Source organism: Parahoeflea alexandrii (genome assembly GCF_027214025.1).
GTDB lineage: Bacteria > Pseudomonadota > Alphaproteobacteria > Rhizobiales > Rhizobiaceae > Hoeflea > Hoeflea alexandrii_A.
In genome coordinates this window covers 1-1,352 of record NZ_JAPWHB010000024.1, presented here as the reverse complement: position 1 = coordinate 1,352, position 1,352 = coordinate 1, and the positions used below count along the sequence as shown (strand labels likewise).

At 61.4% G+C, this 1,352-nt stretch carries 1 protein-coding gene; it reads left to right on the top strand.

Annotation, left to right across the window (positions count from 1 at the left end):
* Positions 1-129 precede the first annotated feature (129 nt).
* Positions 130-1,311 (top strand): IS256 family transposase, encoded by a 1,182-nt coding sequence (locus tag O4H62_RS26260; protein ID WP_269391843.1) that lies wholly within the window; start codon positions 130-132, stop codon positions 1,309-1,311.
* Positions 1,312-1,352 lie beyond the last annotated feature (41 nt).

The window sequence follows — 1,352 nt, the reverse complement described above, 5'->3', positions numbered from 1 at the left end:
GGTACTGTAACTTGACGTCTGGAAATTGCTTTTGCGCAGGTGCCATGAGCCCCTGCCAAGGCGTGGCCCGGCAGGGGCGATCCACTCTGGTATTCCATGGAGTTGCAACACCACCATGGAGAAGCGTGAATGGACAGGCAGAAGGATACGACGGTTGAGGCCCTCTTGGAACATCTGATCGAACATGGGCCTGGCGACATCGCTACGGTCTTTGCGCGAGCCTTTGAGCTGGCGATGCAGATCGAGCGTGAACGGTTTCTCGGTGCCGGCATTTACGAGCGTACCGCCGGGCGGCAGGGCTACGCCAATGGTTACAAGCCCAAGCGGATCGACACGCCTGCAGGCACGGTCACCGTGCAGGTTCCCAAGACAGCCGGCCATGAGGGTGAACCGTTCTATCCGCACTCTCTGGAGCGCGGCCGCCGGTCGGTGCGGGCAGTGATGCTTGCCGTGGCCGAGATGTACATCAAGGGCGTTTCGACGCGCGAAGCCGAGGCGGTCATGCGCGAGTTCGGCATCGAAAGCCTGTCGTCTACCCAGGTCAGCCGCGCCACGAAACTGCTTGATGAAGAACTGGAGGCTTGGCGCAACCGCCCCCTGGGCGAATGCAGATACCTTATTCTTGATGCTCGTTATGAGAAAGCACGCGTGTGCGGTGTGGTCCGCGATGTCGCTGTTCTCTCCGCCGTTGGCATCGGCCCAGACGAGCGCCGCCGGGTGCTCGGGGTCTCGGTTGCCCTGTCGGAGGCGGAGGTCCATTGGCGCGATTTCCTTCGCAGCCTCCATGCACGCGGCCTACGGGGCGTGGAATACATCGTGTCCGATGACCACGCAGGACTACAAGCCGCGCGCAGGGCTGTCTTCGGAGCAGCGCAATGGCAGCGTTGCCAATTCCACCTGGCCCAGAATGCAATCCATCACGCGCCGAGTGTCGCAATCCGAAAATGTATCGGGACCGAGCTGCGCGCGGTCTGGAACGCTGGTTCCCTGGCCAAGGCCGAAACCGCCCTGGCCGAGTTGGTCTCTGCGTACCGTGACACCGCGCCGAAACTTGCCGCATGGCTGAAAAAGGCCGCGCCTGAAGGGCTCGCTGTGTTTGCCTTGCCCGAACACCATCGCCGTCGCATGCGCACATCCAACCCTATGGAGCGAGGTGTGCAGCAAGAACTCAAGCGCCGCACAATCAAGGTCAGGGTCTTTCCCAACGAGGCCGCGCTCGAACGGCTGGTCAGCGCAGTGCTGGTCGAGATCGACGACAAATGGGCCGCCGACACAAAGGCCTACATCAAATGGGAATGCCAGGATGCATGATCACCCCATCCGGGAATTTCCAGACAACAGGTTGCTCAATC